At 62.1% G+C, this 23,580-nt stretch carries 18 protein-coding genes and 1 pseudogene; 7 read left to right on the top strand and 12 right to left on the bottom strand.

Going from position 1 to position 23,580, the window contains the following annotated elements; translation table 11 throughout:
* Positions 1 to 63: 63 nt before the first annotated feature.
* A pseudogene (locus C2U40_RS07595) lies at positions 64 to 1,082 on the bottom strand (adenosine deaminase).
* A gap of 214 nt (positions 1,083 to 1,296) precedes the next feature.
* Between C2U40_RS07595 and C2U40_RS07590 the strand changes: the two are divergent.
* The 6 genes from C2U40_RS07590 to C2U40_RS07565 all read left to right on the top strand — a co-directional run bounded on the left by C2U40_RS07590 (position 1,297) and on the right by C2U40_RS07565 (position 7,471).
* On the top strand, positions 1,297 to 2,046 hold the full coding sequence (locus tag C2U40_RS07590; protein ID WP_011706469.1) for an HAD-IIA family hydrolase: 750 nt from the start codon (positions 1,297 to 1,299) through the stop codon (positions 2,044 to 2,046).
* A 69-nt stretch (positions 2,047 to 2,115) separates the two neighbouring features.
* Positions 2,116 to 3,690: a cation:proton antiporter family protein gene (locus tag C2U40_RS07585; RefSeq protein WP_011706470.1), complete on the top strand. Its 1,575-nt coding sequence runs from the start codon at positions 2,116 to 2,118 to the stop codon at positions 3,688 to 3,690.
* 127 nt (positions 3,691 to 3,817) lie between these two features.
* Entirely contained in the window at positions 3,818 to 4,186 is a 369-nt protein-coding gene (locus C2U40_RS07580) for a cupin domain-containing protein (RefSeq protein WP_017784880.1), read from the top strand.
* A 193-nt stretch (positions 4,187 to 4,379) separates the two neighbouring features.
* A complete protein-coding gene (asnB, locus tag C2U40_RS07575) occupies positions 4,380 to 6,044 on the top strand; it encodes an asparagine synthase B (protein ID WP_029300238.1) in 1,665 nt (554 codons plus the stop codon).
* A gap of 179 nt (positions 6,045 to 6,223) precedes the next feature.
* Positions 6,224 to 6,724, top strand: coding sequence for a thioredoxin family protein (locus C2U40_RS07570; protein ID WP_103829319.1), 501 nt, complete (start codon positions 6,224 to 6,226; stop codon positions 6,722 to 6,724).
* A gap of 123 nt (positions 6,725 to 6,847) precedes the next feature.
* Positions 6,848 to 7,471: a glutathione S-transferase family protein gene (locus C2U40_RS07565; protein WP_103829318.1), complete on the top strand. Its 624-nt coding sequence runs from the start codon at positions 6,848 to 6,850 to the stop codon at positions 7,469 to 7,471.
* A 78-nt stretch (positions 7,472 to 7,549) separates the two neighbouring features.
* Here the strand turns inward: C2U40_RS07565 and maiA are convergent, their stop codons facing one another.
* The 7 genes from maiA to C2U40_RS07530 all read right to left on the bottom strand — a co-directional run bounded on the left by maiA (position 7,550) and on the right by C2U40_RS07530 (position 14,449).
* Positions 7,550 to 8,188, bottom strand: coding sequence for a maleylacetoacetate isomerase (gene maiA, locus C2U40_RS07560; RefSeq protein WP_181014978.1), 639 nt, complete (start codon positions 8,186 to 8,188; stop codon positions 7,550 to 7,552).
* 72 nt (positions 8,189 to 8,260) lie between these two features.
* Positions 8,261 to 9,259, bottom strand: a complete 999-nt coding sequence (locus C2U40_RS07555) for a fumarylacetoacetate hydrolase family protein (RefSeq protein WP_016351125.1) — start codon at positions 9,257 to 9,259, stop codon at positions 8,261 to 8,263.
* Positions 9,260 to 9,279: 20 nt separating this feature from the next.
* Positions 9,280 to 10,482, bottom strand: coding sequence for an ISL3-like element ISAeme19 family transposase (locus C2U40_RS07550; protein ID WP_081000878.1), 1,203 nt, complete (start codon positions 10,480 to 10,482; stop codon positions 9,280 to 9,282).
* A gap of 100 nt (positions 10,483 to 10,582) precedes the next feature.
* Positions 10,583 to 11,743 (bottom strand): homogentisate 1,2-dioxygenase, encoded by a 1,161-nt coding sequence (locus C2U40_RS07545; protein ID WP_011706477.1) that lies wholly within the window; start codon positions 11,741 to 11,743, stop codon positions 10,583 to 10,585.
* Between the two features lie 47 nt (positions 11,744 to 11,790).
* Entirely contained in the window at positions 11,791 to 12,888 is a 1,098-nt protein-coding gene (gene hppD / locus C2U40_RS07540; protein ID WP_017408053.1) for a 4-hydroxyphenylpyruvate dioxygenase, read from the bottom strand.
* A 236-nt stretch (positions 12,889 to 13,124) separates the two neighbouring features.
* Positions 13,125 to 13,793, bottom strand: coding sequence for an HAD family hydrolase (locus C2U40_RS07535; RefSeq protein WP_103828096.1), 669 nt, complete (start codon positions 13,791 to 13,793; stop codon positions 13,125 to 13,127).
* Positions 13,790 to 14,449, bottom strand: coding sequence for a TIGR01621 family pseudouridine synthase (locus tag C2U40_RS07530; RefSeq protein WP_042066717.1), 660 nt, complete (start codon positions 14,447 to 14,449; stop codon positions 13,790 to 13,792). Before C2U40_RS07530 ends, C2U40_RS07535 begins: the two co-directional genes overlap by 4 nt.
* Positions 14,450 to 14,535: 86 nt before the next feature.
* Between C2U40_RS07530 and C2U40_RS07525 the strand changes: the two genes are divergently transcribed.
* Positions 14,536 to 16,119 carry a GGDEF domain-containing protein gene (locus tag C2U40_RS07525; protein ID WP_103828097.1) on the top strand — a complete coding sequence of 528 codons (1,584 nt, stop codon included), beginning with the start codon at positions 14,536 to 14,538 and terminating at the stop codon, positions 16,117 to 16,119.
* Positions 16,120 to 16,187: 68 nt separating this feature from the next.
* Here the strand turns inward: C2U40_RS07525 and C2U40_RS07520 are convergent, their stop codons facing one another.
* The 4 genes from C2U40_RS07520 to C2U40_RS07500 form a co-directional block, all read right to left on the bottom strand.
* The gene (locus C2U40_RS07520) at positions 16,188 to 17,741 is read right to left on the bottom strand and encodes a methyl-accepting chemotaxis protein (protein ID WP_103828098.1); all 1,554 of its coding nucleotides are present in this window, start codon (positions 17,739 to 17,741) and stop codon (positions 16,188 to 16,190) included.
* A 157-nt stretch (positions 17,742 to 17,898) separates the two neighbouring features.
* The gene (locus tag C2U40_RS07515; protein WP_029300220.1) at positions 17,899 to 18,585 is read right to left on the bottom strand and encodes an AcvB/VirJ family lysyl-phosphatidylglycerol hydrolase; all 687 of its coding nucleotides are present in this window, start codon (positions 18,583 to 18,585) and stop codon (positions 17,899 to 17,901) included.
* A 9-nt stretch (positions 18,586 to 18,594) separates the two neighbouring features.
* On the bottom strand, positions 18,595 to 21,144 hold the full coding sequence (gene mprF, locus C2U40_RS07510; RefSeq protein ID WP_103828099.1) for a bifunctional lysylphosphatidylglycerol flippase/synthetase MprF: 2,550 nt from the start codon (positions 21,142 to 21,144) through the stop codon (positions 18,595 to 18,597).
* A gap of 477 nt (positions 21,145 to 21,621) precedes the next feature.
* Positions 21,622 to 23,247 carry an MCR-3-related phosphoethanolamine--lipid A transferase gene (locus tag C2U40_RS07500; protein WP_103828101.1) on the bottom strand — a complete coding sequence of 542 codons (1,626 nt, stop codon included), beginning with the start codon at positions 23,245 to 23,247 and terminating at the stop codon, positions 21,622 to 21,624.
* Positions 23,248 to 23,580: the final 333 nt, after the last annotated feature.

The following is a 23,580-nucleotide window of genomic DNA, read 5'->3' as shown; positions in this document are numbered from 1 at the left end:
AACGCGCCCACCTCTCTGGTGGGCGCGTCGTTTTTTACCTGTCATGCTTGCCGGCACCGCAGGTTAATGGAGGCTGACCCCGTAGCAGGCGGCGTAGCTTCTGATCTCCCGGGTCAGCCGCGCCTTGTCGGCCAGGCTCAGCCAGCTCGCCTCCACCGCGTTCAGTGACAAGCGGCAGAGCTGGTTCATGCTGGCCCCCAGCTCATGGGCCAGGGCGTGGAAGTTGGCACTCATGTAGCCGCCAAAATAGGCGGGATCGTCGGAGTTGATGGTGACGCACAGCCCCTGCTCCAGCAGCGCCAGCACGTTGTGGTGGGCCATCTTGTCAAACACCTTGAGACGGGTGTTGGAGAGGGGGCAGACGGTGAGCGGCAGCCGGGTATCGGCCAGATAGCGCAGCAGATCGGGATCATCGACGCAGCGTACCCCGTGATCGATGCGCCGCACTTCAAGCTCCCGGATGGCCTGCCAGATGTAGTCCGCCGGCCCCTCTTCGCCGGCGTGGGCCACCACCGGCAACCCCAGCTCGCGGCAGCGGGCAAAGACCCGGGCAAACTTGCTGGGCGGGTTGCCCTTCTCCCCCGAGTCAAGGCCGATGCCGTGAATGCGCGACAGGAAGGGAGTGGCCTCTGCCAACGTGGCAAAGGCATCTTCTCGCTCAGGTGGCGCAGGAAGCTCATGATGAGCCGCCAGCTGATGCCAAACGCTTTCTCCCCGCGCTGCAGCGCCCGCTCGATGCCGCCCAGCACGGTGGCGAAGGGCACGCCGCGGGTGGTGTGGGTCTGGGGGTCGAAGAAGATCTCCACGTGTACCACCTTGTCGGCGGCGCAGCGTTCCAGATAGGCCCAGGTGAGGTCGAAGAAATCCTGCTCGGTGATGAGCACGCTGGCCCCCAGGTAATAGAGATCGAGGAAGGATTGCAGACAGTCGAATTCGTAGGCGGCGCGCACGCTGGCCACGTCGGGCCAGGGCAGGGCAACGCCGTTGCGCTGGCCCAGGGCAAACATCAGTTCCGGCTCGAGCGAGCCTTCGATATGGAGGTGCAGCTCCAGCTTGGGCAGACCGGCAATAAAGTTATCCATGATGACGGCTCCATCGGTTCACAGACAGCGGGACCAGCCAGTGGCAGAGCGGATCCCTCCCCTCTGTCGTTCATTGTGCACCTATCTCTGTTTATGGGGGAGACTTGTCATCAAACAGACTTATAATGGCGTCACAAAAACAACATAACTATTTGAAGATCTTGAGAGTTGGCGCAACTTTCCGCCGCCTCTTGCGCCTACACAAGGAGTCCCCATGAAGAAAAACGTCATCTGCGACATCGACGGCGTCATCCTGCACAACAACGATCTGGTGCCCGGTGCCGACCGCTTCGTCCACCGCCTGCTGGAGCAGGGCAGCAAGCTGCTGTTTCTGACCAACTACCCGGCCCAGACCCAGAAAGATCTGCAAAACCGCTTCCGATCCGCCGGGATCGAGGTGCCGGAGGAGTGCTTCTACACCTCCGCCATGGGCACCGCCGACTTTCTCAAGCGCCAGGACGGCAAGAAGGCCTATGTGATCGGCGAAGGGGCGCTGACCCACGAACTCTACAAGGCCGGCTTCACCATCACCGACATCGACCCCGACTTCGTGGTGGTGGGCGAGACCCGCAACTACAACTGGACCATGATGCAGCTGGGGGCAAAGTTCGTCGATCAGGGGGCCCGCTTCATCGCCACCAACCCCGATACCCACGGCCCCATGATGCACCCGGCCTGCGGCGCCCTGTGCGCCCCCATCGAGCGGATGACCGGCAAGAAGCCGTTTTACGTCGGCAAGCCGAGCGCCTGGATCATCCGCGCGGCGCTCAACCGGATGGAGGCCCACTCCGACGACACCATCATCATCGGCGACAACCTGCGCACCGACATTCTGGCGGGCTTCCAGGCCGGCCTCGAGACGGTGCTGGTGCTCTCCGGGGTGAGCAAGGTGGCCGACATCGACCGCATGCCGTTTCGGCCGAACCACATCTTCGATTCAGTGGTGGATATCGACATCGTCTGATCCCTGCCGGCTGACGGGCCGGCCTGGCGCAAGGCCCAGGTCTGCCTCGTTACCCCTGAAGGACGTGTAATGGAACCTGTCATGATCGCCGTGGCCTTCGGCTGCGGCATGCTGGTCAACCTCATCGGCCTGCCGCCCCTGCTGGGCTTTCTGGCGGCCGGTTTTCTGCTCAACGGCATGGGCTATCAGAACACCCCGGCCCTGAACGAAATTGCCGATCTGGGCGTCACCCTGCTGCTGTTCACCATCGGCCTCAAGCTCAACGTCAAGATCCTGATGCGGCGCGACGTCTGGGGCACCACCAGCTTGCACCTGCTGCTCTCCACCCTGCTGTTCACCGTGGTGCTGCTGGTGTGCAAGGGGCTCGGGCTGGCACTGGCCATGTCGCTGGACTGGCGGCTGGCACTGCTGCTGGGCTTTGCCCTCTCCTTCTCCAGTACCGTGTTTGCGGTCAAGGTGCTGGAGGAGCGCAGCGACATGAACGCCCTCTATGCCCGCCTCGCCGTCGGCGTGCTGGTGATGCAGGATCTGTTCGCGGTGGCCTTCCTGGCGGTCTCCAGCGGTCAGTGGCCCAGCATCTGGGCGCTCTGGATCCTGGGGCTGCCACTGCTGCGCCCCTTGCTGCTGAAACTGTTGGAGCGGGCCGGTCACGGCGAGTTGCAGGTGCTGTTCGGGATCTTCCTGGCGCTGGTGGTGGGGGCTGCCGGCTTCGAGGTGGTGGGGCTCAAGCCCGATCTGGGGGCGCTGGTCATCGGCATGCTGATCGCCTCCCACCCCGCCTCCGCTGGGCTGGCCAAGTCGCTGTTCAACCTCAAAGATCTGTTTCTCATCTGCTTCTTTCTCACCATCGGCCTCAACGGCCTGCCGACCCACGACACCATGTTGCTGGCGCTGGCCCTGGTGCTGGCCCTGCCGCTCAAAAGCGCGCTCTACTATCTGGTCTACAGCGGCGCCCACCTTCGGGTGCGTACCGCCCTGCTCTCCACCCTGGCGCTCACCAACTTCTCGGAGTTCGGTCTCATCGTCGCGGCCATCGCCGCCAAGGCGGGCTGGATTTCCCACGAGTGGCTGGTTGCTCTCTCTCTGGCGCTGGCGGCCAGCTTTATGATCTCGGCCCCCCTCAACGGCCAGAGCGAGCGCATTTACCATCGGCTCGGCAACTGGCTGCGCGGCATGCAGGCCACCACTTTGCACCCGGAGGACAGGCCCATCGAGCTCGGCGATGCCGAGGTGATCATCCTCGGCATGGGGCGGATCGGTCAGGGCGCCTACTTCGAGCTGGAGAACAAGTACGGCACCGTGATCCTCGGGGTGGAGAACGACAGCGAGAAGCTGCCCACCCTGCGCGCCCAGGGCATGAACGTCATCGAGGGGGATGCCACCGATACCGACTTCTGGGACAAGGTGCTGCTCTCCAACCAGGTCAACCTGGTGCTGCTGGCCATGCCTCACCACTCGGGCAACCTCTACGCCATCGAGAAACTGCGCAGCCACGGCTTTGCCGGCAAGATTGCCGCCATCGTCCGCTTCGAGGACGACATCGCCTCCCTGAAAGAACAAGGGGTGGATGCGGTGTTCAACGTCTACGACGAAGCGGGCAGCGGCTTCGCCCGCCACGTCATCAAGCGGCTGCAACCACGCTGACGGGGGGCGGCAGCCCCCTTGGCAAGGGAGGCGCTATCGTTTACGTTATGCGCAACCTCGTTTAATAAAACGAACAATCTCGGGGTCTGGATGGCCCCGTTTTTTTATCCCTTACCAAGGAGGCAGCATGAAGACCCTCAACGACTGGATCCTGCTCGACCGCCACGAGGCGGCCCCCACCCCGCTGATGCCCGCCCCCGAGCGCCTGCGCGCCGGCAATCCGCGCCAGACGGTATGGAACCACTACTCCGACCCCAGCCAGCAGTTTCACGTCGGCTTCTGGGCTTGCGAGCCCGGCCGCTGGGCCATCCACTACACCGAGCACGAATATTGCCAGCTGCTGGAGGGCGAGGCGGTGATCCACGACGGCCAGGGCGGCAGGCTGCCCCTCAAGCCCGGCGATCAGTTCGTCATCCCGGCCGGCTTTGTCGGGGAGTGGGAGACCCTCACCCCCTGCCGCAAGCTCTACGTGATCTTCGAGCCCGCCGCGACTTGACGTCTGCGTCAACCCGGGCCGCCGTAGCCGCCCTTTTTCAGGCTGACCGGGTTGACGTGAGCGGCATGATTTTCTGCGGTTTTCCCGCTTGCAAAAGGTTTTTGCACTAGGCATTGTGATTGGCGAGGAATGTAAATGGAATTTCGAGCCCGAACGTGGGGGGCTCATATAAAAATCAAGAGGATTACCGCCAATGTGTTCTATTTTCGGCATTCTGGACATCAAATCCGATGCGGCCGCGCTGCGCAAATCGGCGCTGGAGATGTCCAAGCGATTGCGCCACCGCGGTCCTGACTGGTCCGGCGTCTACAGCTCCGACAAAGCCATTCTGGTGCACGAGCGCCTGGCCATCGTCGATCCGGGCAACGGCGCCCAGCCGCTCTACAACCCCGAGCGCACCCACGTGCTGGCCGTCAACGGCGAGATCTACAACCACAAGGAGCTGGAGAAGAACCTCAAGGTCGACTTCCAGTTCCAGACCCACTCCGACTGCGAGGTGCTGCTGGCCCTCTACAAGGAGAAGGGCCCCGCCTTCCTGGATGACCTGAACGGCATCTTCGCCTTCATCCTCTATGACGCCGAGCAGGATGCCTACCTGATTGGTCGTGACCATATGGGGATCATCCCCCTCTATACCGGTCGCGACGAGCACGGCAACTTCTACGTCGCCTCCGAGATGAAGGCGCTGGTACCGGTCTGCAAGAGCGTCGAAACCTTCCCGCCGGGACATTACCTGTGGAGCAAGGATGGCGAGCTTAAAACTTGGTACAAACGCGACTGGATGGAGTACGGCGCGGTCGAGCACAACGTCAGCGACAAGGCCGAGCTGAAAGCCGCGCTGGAAGCGGCGGTCAAGCGCCAGCTGATGTGCGACGTGCCCTACGGCGTGCTGCTCTCCGGCGGGCTGGATTCGTCCGTCATCTCCGCCATCACCAAGCTCTATGCCGCCCGCCGGGTTGAAGACGATGGCAAGAGCGAAGCCTGGTGGCCCCAGCTGCACTCCTTCGCCGTCGGCCTGGAAGGCTCGCCGGATCTCGCCGCCGCCCGCAAGGTGGCCGATCACCTCGGCACCATCCACCACCAGATCCACTTCACCGTGCAGGAGGGTCTGGATGCCCTGCGGGACGTCATCTATCACCTCGAGACCTATGACGTCACCACCATCCGCGCCTCCACGCCGATGTACCTGATGGCCCGCTACATCAAGGCGATGGGGATCAAGATGGTGCTCTCCGGCGAAGGCTCCGACGAGCTGTTCGGCGGCTACCTCTACTTCCACAAGGCACCCAACGCCCGCGAGTTCCACGAAGAGAACGTGCGCAAGCTCGCCTCTTTGCACCTCTATGACTGCCTGCGCGCCAACAAGTCGATGGCCGCCTGGGGGGTGGAGGGTCGCGTGCCCTTCCTCGACAAGGAGTTCATGGACGTGGCGATGCGCCTGCAGCCTGCCGACAAGATGTGCGGCAAGGGCAAGATCGAGAAGCACATCCTGCGCGAAGCGTTCGAGGATCTGCTGCCCCACGAAGTGGCGTGGCGCCAGAAGGAGCAGTTCTCCGACGGCGTGGGCTATTCGTGGATCGACAGCCTAAAAGCCATGGTCGAGGAAGAGGTGACGGATCAGATGTTCGAGGCGGCGGCCTTCCGCTTCCCCGTCAACACCCCGCTCACCAAGGAGGCCTACTTCTACCGCGCCATCTTTGACGAGCACTTCCCGCTGGAGTCCGCCGCCCGTACCGTGCCCTACGGCAAGTCGGTCGCCTGCTCCACCCCGACCGCGCTGGAGTGGGATGCCAAGTTCAAGGAGATGGCAGACCCCTCCGGTCGCGCCGTGATGGACGTCCACCAGCAGGGTTACTGATCTGCCGGCGACCTTCCTTGCCTGAATACCAAGCCCCTCCTGCGAGGGGCTTTGTTTTTTCCCGCCGACCCATTCCCGCTTTTTGCATAACAAGCGCCCATCTCGCCCTTGGCGGCCGGGCTCGCTCGTGTCACATTGTTGCGGCTTGGAAGCAACCACAACAACACAAGGAGCACGTGATGAACCGACTGCTATTGCCGCTGGTGCTTGGCACCGCCCTGTTTCATGGCGAGGCGTACAGCGCCGGCCACCTCTGGAGCCAGAGCCTGCCCGATTACAGCCAGGGCTATGACGAGCAACGAGACCCGGCCCGCGATCTCGCCGCCGCTACCGCCAAGGCCTGCGCCGAGGGCAAGAAAGTCCTGCTGCTGGTGGGCGGCGAGTGGTGCAGCTGGTGCCAGGAGATGAACCACTTTCTGGACCAACAACCCGATCTTGCCAGTCAGCTCAACCGCACCTTCGTGGTGGTCAAGGTGAACGTCAGCAAGCAGAACAAGAACGAATCCTTCCTCAACGGTTATCCCGAGTATCTGGGGGTGCCCCACTTCTACGTGCTGGATGCCAAGGGCAAGCTGCTGGAATCCTTCAACACCGGGTTGCTGGAGAAGGGTGACAGCTACGACGGGGAGAAATTCGGCAAGTTCATCGCCTTCTTCCAGCCCAAGACCACCCACGGCTGACTCGCCAATCGATGCAATCAGGGCCCTGCACGGTCGGTGACTGTGCTGGGCCCCGATGGCCGTGCAAGCAGGGAGGTTGTAGGCCTGCGGCAAGCCGGCCATCCCCCCGACAAGGACGAAAAGATGTTACGGATACTGGGCAAGGCCTCCTCCATCAATGTGCGCAAGGTGCTGTGGGCCTGCGCCGAGCTGGATCTCCCGTTCGAGCTGGAGCAGTGGGGGTCCGGCTTCAAGCCGACGGATACCCCGGCGTTCCTGGCACTCAACCCCAATGCCATGGTGCCGGTCATTCAGGATGACGACTTCACCCTGTGGGAGTCGAACACCATCATCCGCTATCTGGCGGCGCGCTACGGCGACAACGCGCTCTATCCCGTCGAGGCGAGAGCAAGGGCCCGGGTCGATCAATGGATTGACTGGCAGGCATCGGACTTGAACAGCGCCTGGCGCTACGCCTTCCTGTCGCTGGTGCGGCGATCCCCCCAGCATCAAGACCATCAGACCCTTCACGCAGCGTGCCTGCAGTGGTCTCACTATATGGAGATCCTGGAGAGACAGCTTCAAGCAACCGGGGGATATGTGGCCGGCCCCCACTTCTCGCTGGCGGACATTCCCATCGGGCTGTCGGTCAACCGCTGGCTGGAGACGCCCTATGATCGTCCGCAACTGCCGGCCGTGAACGACTACTACCAGCGACTGGGCGAGCGGCCCGGCTTTCGGCGCTATGGCTGCAACGGAACGCCCTGAGGCGAACGGGAAGGGAGGGTGTTGGCAGAGTGAACACGGCAGGCCGGGCCGGGATGACCAGGCCCGGCCTGCCGTATGTCAGGGTTGGGTATCCGGCTGCTGCTCTGGCGCGGCCTTGATAAAGGCCTGCAGCTGCTCGCAGTTGGCGACGATGCGATTGATGGTGGGGTAGTCTTCCAGCGACATGTCGTAACGGCGGGCGTTGTAGACCTGGGGCACCAGCATGCAGTCGGCCAGGGTCACCTCGTTGCCGACGCAATAGATGCCGGCGGTGGTCATCAGCAGTTGCTCCAGCGCGGTGAAGGTCTCGTCAATCCAGTGGCGATACCACTCATCGCGGTGTGCCTTGCCCTGCCCCAGCGATTGCTCCAGATAGTTGAGCACCCGCAGGTTGTTGAGGGGGTGGATGTCGCAGGCGATCATGTTGACGATCTGGCGTACCCGGGCGCGCTCCTGCGGGGCTGAGGGCATCAGCGGGTGGGCGGGGTAGGTTTCGTCGAGGTACTCCATGATGGCCACCGACTGGCCCACCTGCACCTCGCCATCCACCAGAAACGGCACCAGCCCCTGAGGGTTGAGCCGACGGTAGGCCTTCTCGCGCTGCTCGCCCTGCCGCAGATTGACCGGATGCTGCTCATAATCGAGCCCCTTGAGCTGCATCACGATCCGTACCCGATAACTTGCCGATGAACGCCAATATCCAAACAACTGCAACATAATCTGTCCCTGTGTTGGCAGGTGCAAGGGCACCTGCCGCTCACCAGCCGGCCTCGTATCCATGCTGGCCCCTCACTTCGTCTGACTGGCCCCCGCCGGCGTGACCCGCTGCAAAATGGTGCCAAACAGACTCATCCCGTTGCGATCCTGCATCGCGATGGACACTGTATCACCAAAGCGCAGAAAGGGTGTAGTGGCTTGACCTGACTCGATAATTTCCAGCATTCGCAGCTCGGCGAGGCAAGATGAACCGCGGCTTCTGTCGTAGTTGGAGACGGTGCCCGAGCCGATGATGCAGCCCGCCCCGAGCGGCCGGGTCTTGGCGGCGTGGGCGATCAGCTCATAAAAGTTGAAGGTCATGTCCACCCCGGCGTCCGGGGCTCCGAACAGGGCGCCGTTGAGGTGGGTCTCGAGGGGCAGATGCACCTTGCCGTCGCGCCAGTCATCCCCCAGCTCGTCCGGGGTAATGGCCAGCGGCGAGAAGCTGCTGGAGGGCTTGGACTGGAAGAAGCCAAAGCCCTTGGCCAGCTCCCCCGGGATGAGGTTGCGCAGGCTCACGTCGTTGACCAGCATCAGCAGCTTGATGTGGCCGGCGGCCGCCTGCGGGCTGGTGCCCATCGGCACGTCGTCGGTGATGACGGCGATCTCCGACTCGAAATCGATGCCCCACTCCTCCGACCCCATCGGGATGGTGCCACGGGGCGGCAGGAAGCTGTCCGAGCCCCCTTGGTACATCAGGGGATCGTGCCAGAAGCTTTCCGGCATCTCGGCGCCGCGGGCCTTGCGCACCAGCTCCACATGGTTGACGTAGGCACTGCCGTCGGCCCACTGGTAGGCGCGCGGCAGCGGGGAGAGACAGGCAGTCTCGTCGAACGGGAAGGCGTCGGCGCAGGCGCCATCATTGAGCTGCTGATAGACGGCGGTCAGTTTTGGCGCAAGTTCGGCCCACTCGTCGAGGGCCGCCTGCAGGGTGGCGGCCAGCTGCGGCACGCGCACCGCGCGGCTCAGATCGCGACTCACCACCACCAGGGCGCCGTCCCGTTTGCCATTGTTCAGGGTTGCCAGTTTCATAGGGATTCCTTTTATTTGGTTCATCGCGGCTTTCCGGGGAAGGCCGCCTTGATTTTCAGAAAAAAGTATTCTGAGTCCCTAAATCCATATGCCATACGCTTTATCACTTTGATCTTGTTGTTCACCCCTTCCAGCACACTCGTGTGCATCGGGTAGTTTGCACTCGCCAGGATCCCCCGCATATATTTCGATAAATTTCGACCAAATCGTTGCAGCGGCGCTAGCCCGCTTTCCTTCACCTGCCGCATCCAGCTCCGCCATCGTCGCCATCCTTCCCACACGCTCGGCGCATACCAGATGCCCTTCAACCCCTCTTTCAGCACGTACACCATCGCCAGCGGTTGATTCGCCGCCAACAGCTCCTGCAACTTCACATCCTGTTTTTCACTCAACTTCGCCCGATTACGTAGCAGCAACCAACGCGCACTTTTGACCACTTTTCGCGCCGGTTTATCGCTTTTCAGTGCATTCGCCTGCTCCACTCGCACCCGGTCCACCACCTCTCGGCCATAGCGAGCCACCACGTGGAACAGGTCGTAGACCACCTCCGCCTGCGGGCAGTGTTGCTTCACCTCCAGGTCGAACGCCGTGTTCATGTCCATCGCCACCGCTTCAATCTGCTGGCATCGCTCGCCGAGCTGCTCGAAGAAGGGACGGATAGCGGCCCGGCTGTTGCCGTGCCCCACCCACAGGACGCGGGTTCGCTCGGCATCCATGATCACGGTGGCATAGCGGTGTCCCTTGTGCAGGGCAAACTCATCCATCACCAGCCGCCGCACCTCCCCAAGTTCGATGGTGCCCACACTGGTCTGCAAACGGCGCTTGTCGATCTCCTTGATGGTGTGCCAACCGACCCCGGTGAGCTGGCTGACATGGCGGATGGGGAGGTACTGAACGAGCGCTTCAATCCAGCACTGCATGCGCCGGGTGAGGCGGGAGCCAGAGGGGAGCCAGTCGATATGTTCACTGACGCGACCACAGCGCAGACAGTCGACGCGGCGAACAGGCAGTTGTAACCAGACTTGTCGGTCAAATAGGTCTCGCTCACGCACCCGGCGGATACGTTGGTCGTGGATCAATGGCGTGGGTTGCAGGCATCGGCGACAACGGGGCAAGAAGTCGGCGCGAGGCTCAAGGGTAAACAGGGTGTGATGGTTGGCAGAAAGCGCTTGGGCGATGACGGTATAACCTGGCCAGAAGGAGGCAATATCAATATGATGCACGGCGACAGCAGGGTGATGGTGGTGGTGTGTTTGGAGACAGCCAGTTTACCAGCACCCTGTCTGTCAACTTCCACTTCCCCAAGATCCCGCGAAGAACCTTTTATTTGCCGTTCGTGGCTGGCGTGAGTTCCGGGCGCAACCAGCTGGTGACGTAACGCGGGTTTTCCACCCCGTCACACAAGCTGCCGACGTTGAGCGCATCGCGGGTATCGAGCATCACCGCTACCTCGTCGGTGAACTTCTTGGCATAGGCCTGACCCGCCGCAAACGCCTTGGGATGGGGACCGTGGGTGAACCCGGCAGGATGGAAGGTGACCATGCCCCGCTCGATGTTGTCCCGGCTGAAGAAATCCCCGGCGTGGTAGAAGAGCACCTCGTCGTAGTCGTCGTTGCTGTGATAGAAGGGCACCTTGAGGGCACCGGGATCGCTCTCGATGGGGCGCGGCACGAAGGTGCAGACCACGAAGCGGCTCGCCACGAAGGTGGAGTGAGCCGAGGGCGGCAGATGGTAGCGGTGGCTCATCAGCGGGCGGATGTCCCGCCAGTTGAGGCGCACCACGCAGAGATCCCCGTGCCACCCTTGTGCATCCAGCGGGTTGAACGGCCAGGTGATGACCGAGACCTGGTTGTGACGCTTCACCTGCAGCGACCAGGGGTTCTCATCCTGCTGGGCCAGGAAGCGCTCGTTGATGGCCGGCACGTCCAGCGCCGCCGGATCGAAGATGGCGTGATTGCCCACCAGCCCCTTGTCCGGCAGCTGGTAGCTGTCGTTGGTCGCCTCGATCATCAGGATGAACAGGGGCGCCGTCGGCTCGATGCGCCACATGGTGCCGCGGGGGATCACCAGGTAGTCGCCATCGCGCAGGGTCAGGTGACCGTAGTCGCAATAGAACTCGCCGCTCCCCTCATGGATGAACAGGAGCTCGTCGCCGTCGGCGTTGCGCACCAGAAACGGCATGGGCTCATGCAGGCGCCAGATACGGTAGCGGCAGTGGGGGTTGCTGAGAATATCCGGCATCACCCAGGGGGAGAGGGAACTCACCTCCTCGCCGAGGGCGTTGAGATCAAACAGGCGCGGGCGCAGCGGCCCCTCCCAGTTGACCCAGTCGGTGGGGGCATGCTTGTGGTGCATGTGGGTGGCCGGCCCGAAAAAGCCGGAGCGGCCCAGTTCGCGCTCATAGATGGCCTGCTCGGGCAGGTCGGCATGAGCCTGACGGGAGTGTGTCCCCTCCCGGTGGGGAAAGTTAATCCAGTTGCGCATCGCCAACCTCCCTTGCTTGACAACCAACCCGCCCGTGGCGGCTCCCGTTACGCATCATTGAGCACCCCGCGGCGGATCTGATCCAGCTCGATGGATTCGAACAGTGCCTGGAAGTTGCCCTCACCAAAGCCTTCGTTGCCCTTGCGCTGGATGATCTCGAAGAACACCGGGCCGATCACGGTGTCGGTGAAGATCTGCAGCAGGATACCGTCCTTGGTGGGGGAGCCGTCGATGAGAATGCGCAGCTCTTTGAGCGCCGCCAGATCCTCCTGGTGCCCCTCGACCCGGCTGTCCACCTTCTCGTAGTAGGTGTCCGGGGTCGGCATAAAGCCGGTACCACGGCCACGCAGGGTACGGATGGTGTGGTAGATATCGCTCGACGCCATGGCGATGTGCTGGATCCCCTCCCCCTTGTACTGACGCAGGTACTCCTCGATCTGGGACTTGTCGTCGGAAGATTCATTGATGGGGATGCGAATTTTACCGCAGGGGGCTGTCATGGCGCGGGAATGGAGCCCGGTCAGCTTGCCCTCGATGTCGAAGTAGCGAATTTCGCGGAAGTTGCCGATCCGCTCGTAGAAATTGGACCAGACATCCATGTTGCCGCGCTGCACGTTGTGGGTCAGGTGGTCAATCTCGTACAGCCCGGCATCCACCTCGGCCATGCGGGCCTGCCAGTCGGGATAGAAGACGAAGTCCACGTCATAGATGGAGCCCTTGTCGCCGTAGCGATCGACAAAGGAGAGGGTGCTCTCGCCGATGCCGTAGATAGCGGGGATGTTGAGCTCCATGGGGCCAATCTTGCCGACGAACGGCTTGGCACCCTTGCCGATGGCGTACTGCTGGGCCTTGCCGGCATCGCTCACCCGAAACGCCATGCCGCAGACGCTCGGCCCGTGCAGGCTGGCAAACTGCTCGGCCTGGGAGTGGGGCTCGGCATTGACCACGAAGTTGATGTCCCCCTGGCGGTAGAGCCAGCACTGCTTGTGTTTGTGCTGCGCCACCTCGGCAAAGCCCAGCGAGACGAACAGCGCCTTGAGAGCGGCAATCCCTTTGGCATCCGGCGCCGTGTACTCGACGAATTCGAAACCATCGGTACCGAGCGGATTGATGGTGTGAGTACGGGCAGAAGAAGTGGTCGTCATGATGCGCTCCTTGCGATTGACTGATAACGAAGAGGGTAACACCGGGGCGCTGCGGGCAGCTGCACCAGCATTGTTAACAACTTGTTTCATTAGAGGTGGCGGCGCGGCGGAAGAGAAGAGGCGGCGTTCAGATAGTTTGCCGGGGGGGACGTCCAAAAGATGTAAATAGATTGTGACATTAAGGCCGCAGCCTTGTGGCGCGCTCGGTGGCGCCCCGCAAGGCTGTCAGCTTTGCCTTACAGGGACCAGTATCTGGGCTCGATGCGGGGCAATGCCTGCCGCGCCTGTTGCAGCCGCGCCGGGGTGGGATTGATGAGCCAGGCCGCCTGCCCCTCTGCCAGCAGTGGCAAGTCGTGCAGGCTGTCGCTCAGGGCCAGGGTAGCGCCGAGGGTGTGGATCCCGGGCAGGATCTTGTGGCGGCCGTGGCAGTAAAAACGCGGCATCAGGCCGCCGAGGCGATAGTGCATCCGCGACCCCAGAATGCGATGGGGCAGCTGGCCGGGCAGTTGCTGATGGAGCTGGCCCCGCACCAGGGCGCGAGGGCTGGCAGAGAGCACCCAGCAGCGATGCCCTTCGGCCAGCAGCAGGGCGCGCGCTTCACGAAACAGCCCAGGCCGGGTGCGGCAATAGGCCCGCACCAGGCGTCGCCACCCCAGCGGCGACAGCCCCAGGGTGATGGCCCACCAGATCAGTGAAATGCCGCGCCGACGCTGGCTTGGCAGCAGATAGACCAGCCCGCCCAGCGCCATCACCGGCCACAGCAGCAGCGGCCAGATGCGGCGGCGCAGGATGAAGCGCAGCAGCCCGGCATGGCTGTCATCCGGCGCCAGGGTGTCGTCAAAATCCGCCAGGATCCAGCCGCTGGCGGGCAGATCCGGCACTCCTGGTACTGTTGCCCCCTTCATTCGGCCAACCCCGCGATGGCGGCATGCAACTCGGGCAGCACAAACAGCGTGCCTTCGTCGGGCGGACAGACGAAATCGAACGCCTCCCCCGCCAGGGTGAACGCGAGGCGCCAGGCGTGCAGATAGCCGCGATCGGCCGCCGTACCGCCGTAGCGCTCATCCCCCAAGATCGGCGCCCCCACGCTTTTGAGGGCAACCCTGATCTGGTGGGTCTTGCCGGTTCTGGGCTTGATCCGGTAGAGCCGCAAGCCCTCGCGCACCGAGACCGAGTCGAACCAGCTGATGGCGGGGTTGTCCTGGCTGCGCGCCAGCATCCAGCTGCCGCCCCGTCCCTTCTGCATGTCCCCCTTCACCCAGCCCTGCTTCTTCTTGGGCTTGCGATCGGAGAGGGCCAGATACTGCTTGCTCACTTCCCGCGCGGCAAAGGCCATGCTGAGGGCCCGGTTGGCCTCGGTGGTGCGCGCCAAGAGCACCAGCCCGGAGGTCATCTTGTCGAGCCGATGCACCGGATAGAGCAGCAGACCGGTGTCGGCCTTGACCCGACTGACCAGCCCCGGATGGAGCAGGCCGGCCTCGTCGGTCTCGTCATGCATGCCGAGCCCGGGCCCCTTGTTGATAACCATGAAATCTTTGTGCTGCGCTAGTATCCGGTACATCAATAACCCTTTAGAATGTTTTTAATTACAAGAACATGACCCTGTGGGGTCGCACCCCATGAACACTCAGAACAAGACTCGCACGGATGAAGAGATACCTGCTTTGGCTACTGCTGATAGGCATCAGTCATGCTGTTCCCTTGCGGGCCAGCGAATCCACCCTTGAAGCACCGGAGCGGGTCGTACTCCAGCTGCGCTGGCTGCATCAGCCCCAGTTCGTTGGCTATCACATGGCCAAGGCCAAGGGCTTTTATGCCAGTGCCGGGCTGGACGTCGAGATACGGCCCGGCGGCAAGGACATCAGCCCGGTAGAAGAGGTGCTGAGCGGGCGGGCCGATTTCGGGGTCGGCAACACCGAGGTGCTCACCAGCTACGCCAGCGGCCAGCCGCTGTTGGCGCTTGCCAGCGTCTATCAGCACTCCCCGTCCATCTTTCTGGCTCGCCGTGACAGCGGCATTCTCACCGTTGACGACATGCGTGGCAAACGGATCATGATGTTTTCGGCCCATCAGGACGCCGAACTGCTGGCCACTCTCTTCTATCAGGGGCTCAATGAGCACCAGCTCATCCCGCTGCCCACCTCGGTCAACATCGAGGATCTCATCGAGGGCCGGGTCGATATCTTCAACGCCTACCTCAGCAACGAGCCCTTCTATCTGGAGGAGCGCGGCATTCCCGTCTCCGTCATCAATCCGCGCAACTACGGCATCGATTTCTACAGCGACATCCTGTTCACCACCCAGGCGCAGGAGCGCGCCCATTCGGATCGGGTGGCCCGGTTTCGGGCCGCGAGCCTGGCGGGCTGGCGCTACGCCCTCGCCCACCCGCAAGAAGCCATCGCCCTGCTGCGCGAGGAGTATGGCGTCAACCGCAGTCAGGCCCACATGGAGTACGAGCTGCAGGTGAGCAAGGAGATGATCCAGCCGCTCTATGTGGAGATCGGGTATATGAATCCCGATCGCATGACCCACGTCATGCAGCAGCTGGTCGAGATCGGGCTGGTGTCCAAGCCGGTCTCCTTGCACGAATTTCTCTATCAGGCCCCTTCCGAGCAGTGGATCTTCTGGCGTCCCTGGTTCCTGCTGAGCCTGGCGGCCAGCGTGCTGATCCTGCTGCTGGCCCTCTATCTATTGATGTGCAACCAGCGGCTCAATCGCGAAATCGCCTTGCGCCGCCAGCGGGAGGAGGAGATCTGGCAGCTGGCCCGCCGCGACCCGCTCACTGGCCTGCCCAACCGGCTGAGCCTGATGGAGCGGCTCGATGCCCAGATCAAGGGCCCGGCCCCCGGCTGCCTGCTGTTTTGCGACCTCGACGACTTCAAGCAGGTCAACGACAACTTCGGCCACAGCCACGGCGATGCCCTCCTCTGCCAGCTGGCGGAGCGGATCAGCCGCAGCCTCGGGCCACAGCACTTCTTCGCCAGACTGGCCGGCGACGAGTTTGTGCTGCTGTTGCCGGGCCATGATCAGGCGCAGGCCGACGCCATCGCCGAGCAGATCAGGGCCACCATGCAGTCGCCATTCGAGGTGGAAGGGGTTCCGCTGGCGGTCGGCATCAGCGTCGGCATCAGCCAGTACCAGCCGGGCTGGCGCCCCGAGCAGTGGCTGATCCAGGCCGATCGCGCCATGTACCAGGACAAGGGGGCTCCGCTGGCAGCGCCCCCAGGCTGACCCCAAGCCCCCTACAACAACAAGGCCACCCGCGGGTGGCCTTGTTGTTGTATGGATGGCAGCGGCGGCTAGCCGAAGGTCTGCCCCAGGGATTTGAGCTGTCTGGCCTTGGTCAGCAGGATCTCGCTCGACTCGTCCACATCCTGCATCTTGTTGCTGTTGGCATGGGAGTGCTGGGAGATGAGGTTGACGTTCTGGCTGATGTCTTCCACCACCGCCTGCTGCTCCTCCGCCGCCGCCGAGATCTGGGCCGAGAAGTCCATCACCAGCTCGATCTCCGCCAGCACCTGATGCAGGCTGTCCGATCCCATTCGGGTCATCGCTACGCAGGCCTGGGTCTGTTGCAGGTTGTTCTGCATCATCCCCTTCCAGCCGTTCAGGGTGCGCTGGATCTGGCCGATGCTGCTCTGGATCTGTTCGGTCGCCTTGTGGGTGCGGGTAGACAGAGTACGCACCTCGTCCGCCACCACTGCAAAGCCGCGCCCCTGTTCGCCTGCCCGGGCCGCCTCGATGGCGGCGTTGAGCGCCAGCAGGTTGGTCTGATCGGCAATGCCCTGGATTTCTCCCATCAGCACCCCGATGCGATCCGACTCGCTGGCCAGCGCCACCGCCGAGGCAAAGGCGTGCTCCGCCTCCTTCGCCAGCTCGGTGATCTTGTGCTCGGTCTCGATCAACTGCTGATCCGTGTGCTGGCAGTGAGACTTGGCCTCGGCAATCTGGCTGTTGGTGTCCTGGATGTTGCGGGCGATCTCCTGGGCCGTGCTCGCCATCTCGGTGATGGCGGCCGCCATCTGCTGGGTCTGGGCATCCTGCTCGGCGATATCCGAGCTGGCCTCGCTCGAAGCGCTCTTCAGGTGCACCGCCAGATCCTGCAGGGCGTGAGTGGCATCATCCACCCGGCCGAGTACGGTGCGAATACGGGCCTGCAGCAGCTTGATGTGGAAGTCGGCGATGGCGCTTGGCTCCTGGCCCGAGTAGATGAGCCGGGTCAGGCTGTCGTACTCGCCGGCCAGTTGCTGCAGATAACGGGGGGTGGTGATGAGCTCGTGGCGATAGAGCAACCCCAGCAAGATCAGCGGCAACGCCATGTAAAGCGCAGCCCAACCGCCCAGTTGCACTGTGCCGAGCCAGCCCAGCGCCAACAACCCGGCCACCGCGACCCCGTGGCGCAGCCGTGCCAGCGAAATCCTGGGCTTGCCGCCACCCTGCTCCGCCGCCCGCAGCCGCGCATAGGTACGGGCGGCGATCTGCTTCATCTGCGGATCGGCGCGGCATCGCACCGACTGATAGCCGCTGATCTTGCCCTGCTCGAAGATGGGGGTGACGTAGGCATCCACCCAGTAATAACGACCATCCTGACAGCGGTTCTTCACCATGCCGCGCCATGGCTGGCCCTGCTTGAGTTTGCCCCACAAGTCGGCAAATGCCGCCTTGGGCATGTCGGGATGGCGCACCATGTTGTGGTGCTGCCCTACCAGCTCGGCCCGGCTGTAACCGGCGACCCGGCAGAAGTTGTCATTGGCGTAGGTGATCACGCCCCGCAGATCCGTGGTGGACACCAGCTGTTCATCAGCTGCGAAATCCACTTCCTGATCAACAAGATGGCCTTTTTGTTCGCGCATGTAGCCCCCACTCTTGCGTTATTGCTCAGTAGAGTGTTGGGAAGCAATCAGCACCTGTAAAGGTCAATGCAAAAAGATTCTGACGGGCCGAAAATGGATCGGGTCGGCAGGAAATAATCATTGATTTAAATCAATATTTCCTGCCGGCACGCGATATTTATTGCAGTGAAAGATGGCTGGCAATGGTCTTGAACAGCACCGGGTAGTCATCCTCGAAATGGTGCGAACCGGGCAGGGTCACCGTGGTCACGTTGGGCTGCTGCAGACGGGGACAGAGCCGTACCGGCGAGTCGTCATCCGCCCCCTGCACGCAGAGCATCGGCAGGGTGTGGATGGCGTTGACCTCGGGCTGGGTGGGATAGCTGCCCGCCTTGTCGTGGGTCACCATGTCGCTGACGTGGATCTCGAAGTCGGAGGCGGTCGAGGGCGAGAGCATCACGGCCCCGATCAGGCTCTGCCGATAAGGTTCTGGCAACCGGTTGATGACGAAGGGCACTATCTCGGCACCGAAGGAGAAGCCCACCAGCAGCCAGCGCTGGCGCCCCCAGCGGGACTGGTAATCGTCCAGGATCCGCACCAGATCGGCGGTGACCTGCTCTGGATCCTTCTTCTTCCAGTAGTAGGTGAGTGAGCTCCAGCCCACCACCGGCATGCCGTGCTGCTGCAACTGGGCACTGAGGCCCTTGTCCAGCGCCGCCCAGCCGCCGTCACCGCTCATGAACACCACCATGGGGGCACTTGAGGCTTGCGCCACCGGCAGCTCCACCAACCCCAACTCCTCTTTCACCGGCGCGGCAGAGAGCGAAAAGGCGCAGCACGCCAGCAGCAATAACAGGATTTTCATGGCCGACTCCTATTTTTTGATGAGCCCGAACGGGCCTCGGCTGATCAGGGATATCAGGTTGGTCAGCACCCTCGGCAGCACCAGCTTGCTGGTACAGAGCAGGTAGCGCGGCTCCCAGTCCGGCGAGAACTTCTCCTTGTAGCGTCTGAGTCCCTGGAAATTGTAGAAACGGCTGCCCCGGGTGAAGATGGTGTTGCCAAGCCGGGTCCAGTAGCCGCTCAGGGGGTGATCGTTGAAACCGGACATGGGCGCCATGCCGAGGTTGAAGCTGGCGTAGCCCTCGGCCTTGCCCCACAGCAGCAGCTCGACGAACAGGAAGTCCATGATGGGCGCCGTGCCCGTGTCCAGGCTGTAGCGCATCAGATCGATGGAGAGGCTCTCCTTGTTGTCGCTGACCCAGAGGTTGGCAAAGCCGACGATCTGCCCCTCGTGACGCACCAGCGCGGCCGGGCTCAGGCTGAGGTAAGCGGGCTCGAAACTGCCCACCGAGAAGCCCTTCTCCTTGCCCTGCTTGCTCTGCAGCCAGGTGTCCGATACCTCCTTGAGGCGCGGTAACAGTGCAGGCACGCATTCAGGCGCCACCACTTCGAACGACAGCCCCTCCCGCTTGCCCTTGGCATGGCTCTGACGCAGGTTGCGCAGCCGGCTGCCGGCCAGCTCGAAGGCTGCCAGATCGACGATGGCCTCCTCCCCCAGCTTGAACGGGATCAGGCCCAGCTCCAGATAGAGCGGCAGGTAGCGTGCCGACACCTGATAGAACACCGGGCTGGCATCGTGCTGATCGCACAGCTCGCGAAACTGCCAGAGCAGCTCCTCGATAAGCTCAGGCTGACCGATGGGATCCCCCATCACGATCCAGCCATTGCCCTCGACGCCGTACATCAAGAACGCCTCGCCGCCGGGATGAAACAGCAGCGACTTGTCGCCAAGCTGGGCCAGGTAGCCATGACCGCCCCCCTCGCGCAGCACCAGGGCATGGGCGCGGGCCAGCTCCTCTGCTTCCGGCTTGCGCCCGGAGACCCGCAGCGGCGCCAGCAGCTGGGCTACCCCGACCACGGCCAGCACGGCCACCACGCTGCCCATGGCCCGCAGCCCGCGGGAGGCGGCGCCATGGGGCGAGAAGTGGAACCAGAGGGCGTGGTCATATTCCACCTGGCGGTAGGAGAAGAGCAGCAGCCAGAGCGCCCCCAGCAGCACGGCCCCCACCGAGATGAGCCAGCCCGGGGTGAACTGGGCGTGCAGCAGGGAGCCCTTGCGATAGAACAGCGAGCGGCAGGGAGTGATGATGAGCAGGAACAGCCCGAGCAGCAGGGCCGACTCCCAGTCGAACCCCTTGAGCAAGGAAAAGATCATCCCCAGCCCCAGCAGCAGCTGGGTGATGCGAAACGCCGCATCGTGGCGCCGGTAGAGGCTGCGGGCCAGCAGGATCAGCAGCACGCCGCTGACGCTGCCAAGCACATGGGAGAGCTCCAGCAGGTGCAACGGCAATACCTGCAGGAACATCTCGATGCGCCCGCGCATGGTGGGGATCATCCCCGAGCAGAGCAGCAGGCTGCCCGCCGCGAACGCCCCTAGGCTGATCAGCGCTGGCAGGAACTCGCGCACTGCGGTCATGATGCCCTGCAACCGGCTCCAGCGCGCCTTCTGCTGCAGCAGCTCCTGGCTGGTGAACAGCAGCAGGGCGCACAGGAAAGGCAGCACATAGTAGATGCAGCGATAGAGCAGCAGGGAGGCCAAGAGCTTGTCCACCGGCAGGTATTTGGCCAGCAGCAGGCTCATGCTCGCCTCGAACACCCCGATCCCGCCGGGCACATGGGCCAGCACCCCGAGGAAGCTGGCCAGCACGAAGGCACTGAGCAGCACCGGATAGGAGACGCTGTCCGCCGGCAGCAGCACATAGAGCACGGCGGCGGCGGCCATCCAGTCCAGCAGCGCCACCAGCAGTTGCAGCAGCCGGGTTCTGAATACCGGCAACACCAGCTCGTGGCCGCGCCAGACCAGCGCAGGCTTTGGCCAGAACAGGTAGCCAAGCACCGCCAAGAGTGCCAGCCCACCCGCCACGTTGAGCAGCTGATCGGCCCACAGCGGCCAGTCCGGCAGCAAGGTGGTAGCCTGTCCCACCAGCAGTGCCGTGCCCCCCCAGGCCAGCAGGCCGAGGAAGAAGGTCACCGAGCAGAAGACGATGATCCTGGCCACCTCCCCGGTGCCAAGCCCCAGCGACGAGTAGATGCGATAGCGCACCGACGAGCCGGTCAGCAGGGCGAAACCCAGAGTATTGGAGAAGGTGTAGGCGATGAACGAGGTGACCCCCACCTGCTGCCAGGGCAGCCGCTTGCCGAGGGCATGCACCGCCAGCATGTCGTAGCAGCAGAGGCAGGCATAGCTGAGCAGGGTCAGCAACAGGGCACCGCCCAGCAGCGGCAGCGGCAAAGACCAGATGGCCAGCCGGATGTCGTGCCAGTGCCAGAGGTGAGTCAGACGATAGAGCACGGCCAGCGCCGCCCCCAACAACAACAAGCTACATAACGGGCCTAACCAGATAAACAGATGACGCCGCATTGCCGATCCCTACCGACGCGAGGCCATGGCCATGCGCGTCACGTTGCTGAACATGGCCACCCGCAGCGGGAAGCACAGACTGCACTCCTTCGCGCCTTGGCCTTCAAATAGATGTTTTATGGGCCGTGGGCGGCGAACGGTCGGCACTGATGACATGGCCAGTTTGGCCCTGGCTGCCCGGAAAATGCCCCCGCCCAGCATGGCATCCCACTTTATATCGACTTTTTTGCAAAAGACGAGTCTTGCCTCCGAAATAAAATTACTCAGCTGCTGGCAGATTAATTCGCCGCTTACCCTGGCGGTCAGCCCCGCCACATCCCGTTGGCGCACAGCACAATTAATGAGCAGTGACATCATACACCAGATAACGGGGTTTACCCGACCCATCTGGTCAGGCTGGCAAGCCGCTCACGGGTCATCATCAGGCTGCGCCCAAATAAAAAGGGGAGCCAGGCTCCCCTTTATCTCAATATGGCGTTACTGCACGCCGCGACACTGGCTGAAGATATCCAGCTGCTGGTCATATACCGCCGTATTCACATCCCAGATCCCCAGCATGGACGAGAACAGGTTGTCGTGGGAATAACGGGTATTGGCTGCCTTCTGCTGCAGACAATCGAGATTCATCCCCTTCTCTTTGGAGAAACCGGGCGACATCCACACCTGCATGGGCACCCGGGTCTGATCATCCGGCGCAAACTTGTAAGGGGTACCGTGCAGATAGAGCCCCAATGCCCCCAGTGACTCGCCATGGTCGGAAATATAGATCAGCGCCGTGTTGTATTTGTCTTCATATTTTTTCAGCCGTTCGATCATGCTGGCAATCACAAAATCGGTGTAGCGAATGGTGTTGTCGTAGGTATTCTCCAGCTCCTGATCGGTGCAGTTTTCGATATCGCTGCGCTGGCAATCCGGCAGGAAATGGCGATGCGACCCCGGATAACGCTTGTAATAGGTCGGGCCATGGCTGCCGATCAGGTGGAAGCCCACCAGCTTGTCCCCCTTCATGGCGGCCAGCTCGTCGTCCAGCCCCTCCAGCACCACCTCGTCATAGCAGGTGTTCTTGTCGCAGAACTTGGGGTGATCCTTGGGTTTGACCACCATGTTCGGCACCCGATCGCACACCCCCTTGCAGCCGCCGTCATTCTCCTTCCAGAAGATGGAGATACCACTCTTTTGCAGCACATCCAGCAGCCCTTCGCTGTTGCGGGCCTGGTTGCCGTCGAACTGGTTGCGCCCCATGTTGGAGAACATGCAGGGCACCGAGACCGCCGTCGCCGTGCCGCAGGAGCGCACGTCGTTGAAGGAGATGATCCCCGCCTGCTTGCTGGTGAAGGGGTTGGTCTCCTTGTGATAGCCGTTCATGGAGAAGTTCTTGCCACGCGCCGTCTCCCCCACCACCAGGAACATCATGGTCGGCTTCTCCTTGCCGGCCACCCGCTTGGCGTCGTCGCCCATGCGCTGGAACGGCACCGGCTCCGCCAGATAGCGTTTGTAGAGATACTTGGTGGTGCTGTACATGTAGTTGGCCGGCGTGATCTCCCGGTTCAAGGTCTGGTTGTTGCGCCCGACCGAGGCATAGTCCTGATAGTAGGCTGCGGCGATGATCCCCAATACCGCCAGCGAGGCCAGCATGGAGAGGCCGCGCTGCAACAGGCCCTGATACCATTTGGCCGGATACTCTATCTTGACGAAGAACAGCAGTACCGCCGGCAGCACCCCGGCCAGCAATACCCAGACCACGATGGGCACGCTCAGGTAGGAGTAAGCCTCGCTCTGGTTGGTCTCAAAGATGTTCTGGATCATGTCGCCATCAAACAGCACCTTGTATTTCATCATGGTGTAGCTGGCAATGGCACCGGTGATAAACAGAAAGGCAAAGAAAGGCTTGATGAAATAACGCACAGAGAATGGCATGAATACAAAGTTCAATGCCGCGACCAATACGATGGGAATGGAGATGGCAAACCCGATTTTAAAATGCTCAAGCTGCGTCAATATCTCATAAAAATGTAGCAGGACTGGCCAGTTGAGCAAGAAGGCAAAAATAAATGCCAACAACAAAATAAATGGAACAATTCTTATTCTAAGAAAAGAAGGCATGCATATCTCCCTGTTACGCTTCTTTATTACACGTCGAAATAGCCGAACCAGAGTCGACACGCCGATATTTGGCGCCGGATAGTAACAGCGTGCTGAAAACACCAAATATACTATTTTCAAATATCTTCAATAATGTGATGTATATCAACAATCATCAGCAAACTGACAGCCTAGCCGACAATACTTAAGGAAAAATTAAGATACTCGTGTTATGAAACCGCTCAAAAAACAGCCATGCATATACGACTCACCTCCCCGCCTCGCGCTCGCACCACTCTTTTTCAAGACGACCGCTCGTCCTTAAGTTTTGCTTAAGACTGCTCGGCGAGGCTG

It is taken from the genome of Aeromonas sp. ASNIH4, from assembly GCF_002934425.1.
In the GTDB taxonomy this organism is placed as follows: Bacteria; Pseudomonadota; Gammaproteobacteria; order Enterobacterales; family Aeromonadaceae; genus Aeromonas; species Aeromonas hydrophila.
Note: the sequence above shows the minus strand (reverse complement) of the source record. Positions and strands in the feature narration are given on the sequence as shown.

Excerpts from the sequence above, each read along its gene's own strand:
- mprF (WP_103828099.1), bottom strand. The coding sequence starts at position 21,144 with ATGCGGCGTCATCTGTTTATCTGGTTAGGCCCGTTATGTAGCTTGTTG.
- C2U40_RS07555 (WP_016351125.1), bottom strand. The coding sequence starts at position 9,259 with ATGAAACTGGCAACCCTGAACAATGGCAAACGGGACGGCGCCCTGGTG.
- C2U40_RS07515 (WP_029300220.1), bottom strand. The coding sequence starts at position 18,585 with ATGAAAATCCTGTTATTGCTGCTGGCGTGCTGCGCCTTTTCGCTCTCT.
- C2U40_RS07535 (WP_103828096.1), bottom strand. The coding sequence starts at position 13,793 with ATGAAGGGGGCAACAGTACCAGGAGTGCCGGATCTGCCCGCCAGCGGC.
- C2U40_RS07520 (WP_103828098.1), bottom strand. The coding sequence starts at position 17,741 with ATGCGCGAACAAAAAGGCCATCTTGTTGATCAGGAAGTGGATTTCGCA.
- C2U40_RS07525 (WP_103828097.1), top strand. The coding sequence starts at position 14,536 with ATGAAGAGATACCTGCTTTGGCTACTGCTGATAGGCATCAGTCATGCT.
- C2U40_RS07545 (WP_011706477.1), bottom strand. The coding sequence starts at position 11,743 with ATGCGCAACTGGATTAACTTTCCCCACCGGGAGGGGACACACTCCCGT.
- C2U40_RS07500 (WP_103828101.1), bottom strand. The coding sequence starts at position 23,247 with ATGCCTTCTTTTCTTAGAATAAGAATTGTTCCATTTATTTTGTTGTTG.
- C2U40_RS07585 (WP_011706470.1), top strand. The coding sequence starts at position 2,116 with ATGGAACCTGTCATGATCGCCGTGGCCTTCGGCTGCGGCATGCTGGTC.
- C2U40_RS07590 (WP_011706469.1), top strand. The coding sequence starts at position 1,297 with ATGAAGAAAAACGTCATCTGCGACATCGACGGCGTCATCCTGCACAAC.
- maiA (WP_181014978.1), bottom strand. The coding sequence starts at position 8,188 with ATGTTGCAGTTGTTTGGATATTGGCGTTCATCGGCAAGTTATCGGGTA.
- C2U40_RS07565 (WP_103829318.1), top strand. The coding sequence starts at position 6,848 with ATGTTACGGATACTGGGCAAGGCCTCCTCCATCAATGTGCGCAAGGTG.
- C2U40_RS07530 (WP_042066717.1), bottom strand. The coding sequence starts at position 14,449 with ATGTACCGGATACTAGCGCAGCACAAAGATTTCATGGTTATCAACAAG.
- C2U40_RS07570 (WP_103829319.1), top strand. The coding sequence starts at position 6,224 with ATGAACCGACTGCTATTGCCGCTGGTGCTTGGCACCGCCCTGTTTCAT.
- asnB (WP_029300238.1), top strand. The coding sequence starts at position 4,380 with ATGTGTTCTATTTTCGGCATTCTGGACATCAAATCCGATGCGGCCGCG.
- hppD (WP_017408053.1), bottom strand. The coding sequence starts at position 12,888 with ATGACGACCACTTCTTCTGCCCGTACTCACACCATCAATCCGCTCGGT.
- C2U40_RS07580 (WP_017784880.1), top strand. The coding sequence starts at position 3,818 with ATGAAGACCCTCAACGACTGGATCCTGCTCGACCGCCACGAGGCGGCC.